This is a genomic window from Shewanella sp. UCD-KL12, assembly GCF_001957125.1.
Classification (GTDB): domain Bacteria; phylum Pseudomonadota; class Gammaproteobacteria; order Enterobacterales; family Shewanellaceae; genus Shewanella.
Genome location: NZ_MPHJ01000033.1, coordinates 1 through 5,951, shown reverse-complemented (window position 1 = coordinate 5,951; position 5,951 = coordinate 1). Strand labels below are relative to the sequence as shown.

Genomic DNA, 5,951 nt, shown 5'->3' with positions numbered 1-5,951 from the left:
GTCGTTGTCGATGTCTTCATCATTATCTAACACATTACCAGTAGCAACCGTGTCTTCTTCAATGGTATTGCTGTCATTGACCAATACACTGGCATCATCAACAGGTGTCACTTCTATAGTCAGAGTCGCTGTTGAGCCAGTATTAGTGGTGTAAGTGATGACAGGAACGGTGCCATTCCAATTTTCATTTGGCGTGAAGGTATATGAGCCATCTTCATTGATGACGAGTGAGCCACCTTCAAGTACGACAGTGGTGCCAGCTTCATGGGTTTCGCCATCAACTTCAATGCTTGCAACGGTTAGGTCGTTGTCGATGTCTTCATCATTATCCAAGACATTACCAGTAGCAACCGTGTCTTCTTCAATGGTATTGCTGTCATTGACCAATACACTGGCATCATCAACAGGTGTCACTTCTATAGTCAGAGTCGCTGTTGAGCCAGTATTAGTGGTGTAAGTGATGACTGGAACGGTGCCATTCCAATTTTCATTTGGCGTGAAGGTATATGAGCCATCTTCATTGATGACGAGTGAGCCCCCTTCAAGTACGACAGTGGTGCCAGCTTCATGGGTTTCACCATCAACTTCAAAGCTTGCAACGGTTAGGTCGTTGTCGATGTCTTCATCATTATCCAAGACATTACCAGTAGCAACCGTGTCTTCTTCAATGGTATTGCTGTCATTGACCAATACACTGGCATCGTCAACAGGTGTCACTTCTATAGTCAGAGTCGCTGTTGAGCCAGTATTAGTGGTGTAAGTGATGACAGGAACGGTGCCATTCCAATTTTCATTTGGCGCGAAGGTATATGAGCCATCTTCATTGATGACGAGTGAGCCACCTTCAAGTACGACAGTGGTACCAGCTTCATGGATTTCGCCATCAACTTCAAAGCTTGCAACGGTTAGGTCGTTGTCGATGTCTTCATCATTATCTAACACATTACCAGTAGCAACCGTGTCTTCTTCAATGGTATTGCTGTCATTGACCAATACACTGGCATCATCAACAGGTGTCACTTCTATAGTCAGAGTCGCTGTTGAGCCAGTATTAGTGGTGTAAGTGATGACAGGAACGGTGCCATTCCAATTTTCATTTGGCGTGAAGGTATATGAGCCATCTTCATTGATGACGAGTGAGCCCCCTTCAAGTACGACAGTGGTGCCAGCTTCATGGGTTTCGCCATCAACTTCAAAAATGACAACACTTAATTCATTATCAACATCGGAGTCGTTATCTAATACATTTCCTATGGCTATTTCATCTTCGTCAATGGTATTGATATCATCTTCTAGTACCGACGCAATATCACTAACACTTTTGTCAACATTACCAGCAGATGAAAATTCAGACAGGCTTGCTCCTGAAGTCGTAAAACCTGAACTGGCAATAGTTTCATCTCCGCTTCGCGCTAAGGAGACAAAATCACCACCTTCGTTCCCATTTGTACCAACTCCTGCTGCGGTTTCTGGCCCTTCAGTTGGGTCTTCACCTGCTAAGATTTGGTCTTGAATAGCTTGAATTTCATCAAGTTCTGAGAGGTCTACATCAGTTAAAGTGGCTGTTTCATTGGGAGATACTTGATTGGAGTAGCTTGTACCGTCCTCATACTCGATTTCAAGTTGCGCATTTTCTTCTATAAACAAAGCTGTGCCAACTGGAAGGTGCTCGCCAGATGCTATTGGTCGTTTCTCACCATTGATTTCAACAGTGATCTCACCATTAGCTATCAAAACTTGTCCATCTTGTGTGGTGACTAAAGATTTCATTCCAAACTCCAAACAAATAACATTAGTAGCGCGGCTTTGGTGACACTTTTACCCAATAGAAGCAGCAAGGCCTTAAAGTAGATCATGAATGTTACTCTATGTATCGAGGGGGGTCAATTTATTGACGTTTGAATATCTATTTTTGGGTAAGCCGATAGTTTTATTCACTAGAGAGGTTAGGGGTAAAAGAAAAAGCCGCTAAATGTAGCGGCTTTGTTAATTGTGTTTTTTGGGAGGAGCTTATGGAATTGTGTCGACAACTAATGCATCTGCAGCGAGTAGACTATTTATAATATCTATATCAGTAGCAAGTACGCCCCCATTCGTTAAATCAACGCTATCTATGATGATGGTTAAGTCCACATCACCATCATTATCGGCATCTATTGAAATTTCGGTGTTTCCATTTACAAAGTTGAAATCTAAATAATCATCAAGCACTGAAGCATCTTCATCTTCACCGACGAGCATATCTGCTAAATCTAAAGCATCATCAGAAACGTTAAAGTTATACACAGTATCTGTGCTGCCGTCAGCGTCTTCACTTAACCATAATGCAGTATCTTCAACTAGGTCGATACCTAAGTCTAAGCTGTCACTACCCAGGCCACCAATAAGGATATCGCCGCCTTCATCAGCATTCAGGGTGTCATCACCTAGGCCTCCAGCTAAGTAATCTGAGTCAGAATCTCCAGTTAATACATCGGCACCTGTTGTGCCCGTTTGTACGGTATGGGCATCAGGTACAAGTGTAATGGTAAATTCTCCTTCACCGTCATTATCAAATACAGGGTCTTGGTCTGCATCTCCTGCAGAGTAGGTAAAATGAATATCAAGAGGGTCTTGCTCGACTGATGAGGCTGCTGATAGCCCAGTGATTTGAAAATCGTCCCCGCTAGAGTAGGTGATATCAACTGATATGATGTTTGAGTTCGCTGCATCTAGTAATAAATCAAGTACTTCGCCATTAATATGCGCAATTAGCGGGCCGCTATTTGTACCGTTAGCATAATAAACGGTATAAGTGACAAAGGTTTCACCACCTCTTTGACCTTCATTCACACCCGCTCCCATACTGATTAGCGCATGGGTTGTACCACCGTTTAAATAGGTTATCGTTAATATTTCACCGGCTGAAATTACAGGGTTATCAACACCAATCCCTGAGTTATTCGAGTTGACAGAACCGTTACTAGAAAGGACTGCAATGGCGTTATCAATAGAACCATCATGGGAGTATATTGTGCCGTCAGGGCCAACATCATATGTGCCATTATTACCAGCTGGGAAGTCAGATAAATTAAACACTATGAGTGATTCAATATCTATCTCTTGCAGTAATGTGAATTGATAATCATATCCGCCATTATTATCAGAGACAGCTTCTATTATGAAGACCTCAATATTTCCTGCCATGGCTGTAACTGTAGCGCCATCATTTGAAGTCACATAATTTAACGCCACACCGTTATGAGTTAGGTTTTGCCCTTCTACCACGGAGAGGTTAATCGACCCTACACCATCCGCTCCAGTGGCAAATAGATCGCCGGATACTGTTTCATTAATGGTGTTGTTGATGATATGTAGCTCTTGCGAGTTTAACTCGTCTATAGGTGAGTCATCCTCAATAGTTACATTGAGTGTAGTTGATGCGTTTCCACCATCCCCATCATTGATATTTACAGTAAATTCAAGATTAAACAGGTCTTCAATGTTTACGCCTGTATGATCAATGGCCGCCAGTAAGGTTACTGTATAACCTAAGCTGAAGTTGTTTGCTTGAGACTGATTAAAGTTTGAGTCAAATACTATTGTTATTACATCGGTATTTCCTGCCGAGCCAGTCAATGTGTTACTGCCTGCATCCCACGACCAAACCACGCTAACTCCGTTAGATGTGGTTGCAGGGATACTGCCGATATCGATGACGGAAACTGTAAAGTCATTAACTCCATTATCGAGATCGGTAAACACTAGGGTACCGTTTACAATCGTGAGGTTGGTTGAATCAGATGGGTTACCCACATTATCTATTAAGCCATGAGTCAAACCTTCTTCAGATACCGTTATTGGATCAATATCGGTTATTTCGGGCTCATCATTTATTGGATTAGTGGTAATCGTGACTGTAGCATCATCAGTATCAGAACCATCGCTTAAGGTGTAATCAAAGGTTGGTGGTGTTTGTTCTGGGTCACTGCCATCATGTTGATACTCGAAAGTACCATCGGCTTTGATACGTAGGGTACCGTTACCGACTGAGAAGTCCTGGCTCCAACCATCTTGGTCAAAGACCAGCAGTACGCCATCGACGTGAGTCACAGTGAGTGTGCCACCGTCGCCCCCATCACTGTCTTGTAGTCCATCGTTGTTATCAATGTGGGTGATGACATTACCACCGAGCAATGCACCTTCATCGACAGTAAAGCTATCATCTTCAGCAAACGGACCATCATTAACGGCATTGATCGTGATCGTGACCGTGGCATCATCAGAATCAACGCCATCACTTAAGGTGTAATCAAAGGTTGGTGGTGTTTGTTCTGGGTCACTGCCATCATGTTGATACTCGAAAGTACCATCGGCTTTGATACGTAGGGTACCGTTACCAACAGAAAAATCCTGACTCCAGCCATCTTGGTCAAAGACCAGCAGTACGCCATCGACGTGAGTGACTGTGAGTGTGCCACCGTCGCCCCCATCACTGTCTTGTAGTCCATCGTTGTTATCAATGTGGGTGATGATATTGCCACTGAGCAATGCACCTTCATCGACAGTAAAGCTATCATCTTCAGCAAACGGACCATCATTAACGGCATTGGTCGTGATCGTGACTGTAGCATCATCAGTATCAGCGCCATCACTTAAGGTGTAATCAAAGGTTGGTGGTGTTTGTTCTGGGTCACTGCCATCATGTTGATACTCGAAAGTACCATCGGCTTTGATACGTAGGGTACCGTTACCGACAGAGAAGTCCTGGCTCCAACCATCTTGGTCAAAGACCAGCAGTACGCCATCGACGTGAGTGACTGTGAGTGTGCCACCGTCGCCCCCATCACTGTCTTGTAGTCCATCGTTGTTATCAATGTGGGTGATGACATTGCCACCGAGCAATGCACCTTCATCGACAGTAAAGCTATCATCTTCAGCAAATGGACCATCATTAACGGCATTGGTCGTGATCGTGACCGTGGCATCATCAGAATCAACGCCATCACTTAAGGTGTAATCAAAGGTTGGGGGTGTTTGTTCTGGGTCACTGCCATCATGTTGATACTCGAAAGTACCATCGGCTTTGATACGTAGGGTACCGTTACCGACTGAGAAGTCCTGGCTCCAACCATCTTGGTCAAAGACCAGCAGTACGCCATCGACGTGAGTGACTGTGAGTGTGCCACCGTCGCCCCCATCACTGTCTTGTAGTCCATCGTTGTTATCAATGTGGGTGATGACATTGCCACCGAGCAATGCACCTTCATCGACAGTAAAGCTATCATCTTCAGCAAACGGACCATCATTAACGGCATTAGTCGTGATCGTGACCGTRGCATCATCAGAATCAACGCCATCACTTAAGGTGTAATCGAAGGTTGGTGGTGTTTGTTCTGGGTCACTGCCATCATGTTGATACTCGAAAGTACCATCGGCTTTGATACGTAGGGTACCGTTACCAACAGAAAAATCCTGACTCCAGCCATCTTGTCCAAAGACCAGCAGTACGCCATCGACGTGAGTGACTGTGAGTGTGCCACCGTCGCCCCCATCACTGTCTTGTAGTCCATCGTTGTTATCAATGTGGGTGATGACATTGCCACCGAGCAATGCACCTTCATCGACAGTAAAGCTATCATCTTCAGCAAACGGACCATCATTAACGGCATTGGTCGTGATCGTGACCGTGGCATCATCAGAATCAACGCCATCACTTAAGGTGTAATCAAAGGTTGGTGGTGTTTGTTCTGGGTCACTGCCATCATGTTGATACTCGAAAGTACCATCGGCTTTGATACGTAGGGTACCGTTACCGACTGAGAAGTCCTGGCTCCAACCATCTTGGTCAAAGACCAGCAGTACGCCATCGACGTGAGTCACAGTGAGTGTGCCACCGTCGCCCCCATCACTGTCTTGTAGTCCATCGTTGTTATCAATGTGGGTGATGACATTACCACCGAGCAATGCAC

General features: G+C 44.6%; 2 protein-coding genes. Both read right to left on the bottom strand.

What is annotated here, in order from left to right; all coding sequences use genetic code 11:
• Window positions 1-1,770, bottom strand: a 1,770-nt coding sequence (locus BM736_RS24565) for a retention module-containing protein (RefSeq protein ID WP_143562482.1), incomplete at its 3' end; no start/stop codon positions are given.
• Window positions 1,771-2,010: 240 nt separating this feature from the next.
• Window positions 2,011-5,951, bottom strand: a 3,941-nt coding sequence (locus BM736_RS24560; RefSeq protein WP_143562481.1) for an S-layer family protein, incomplete at its 5' end; no start/stop codon positions are given.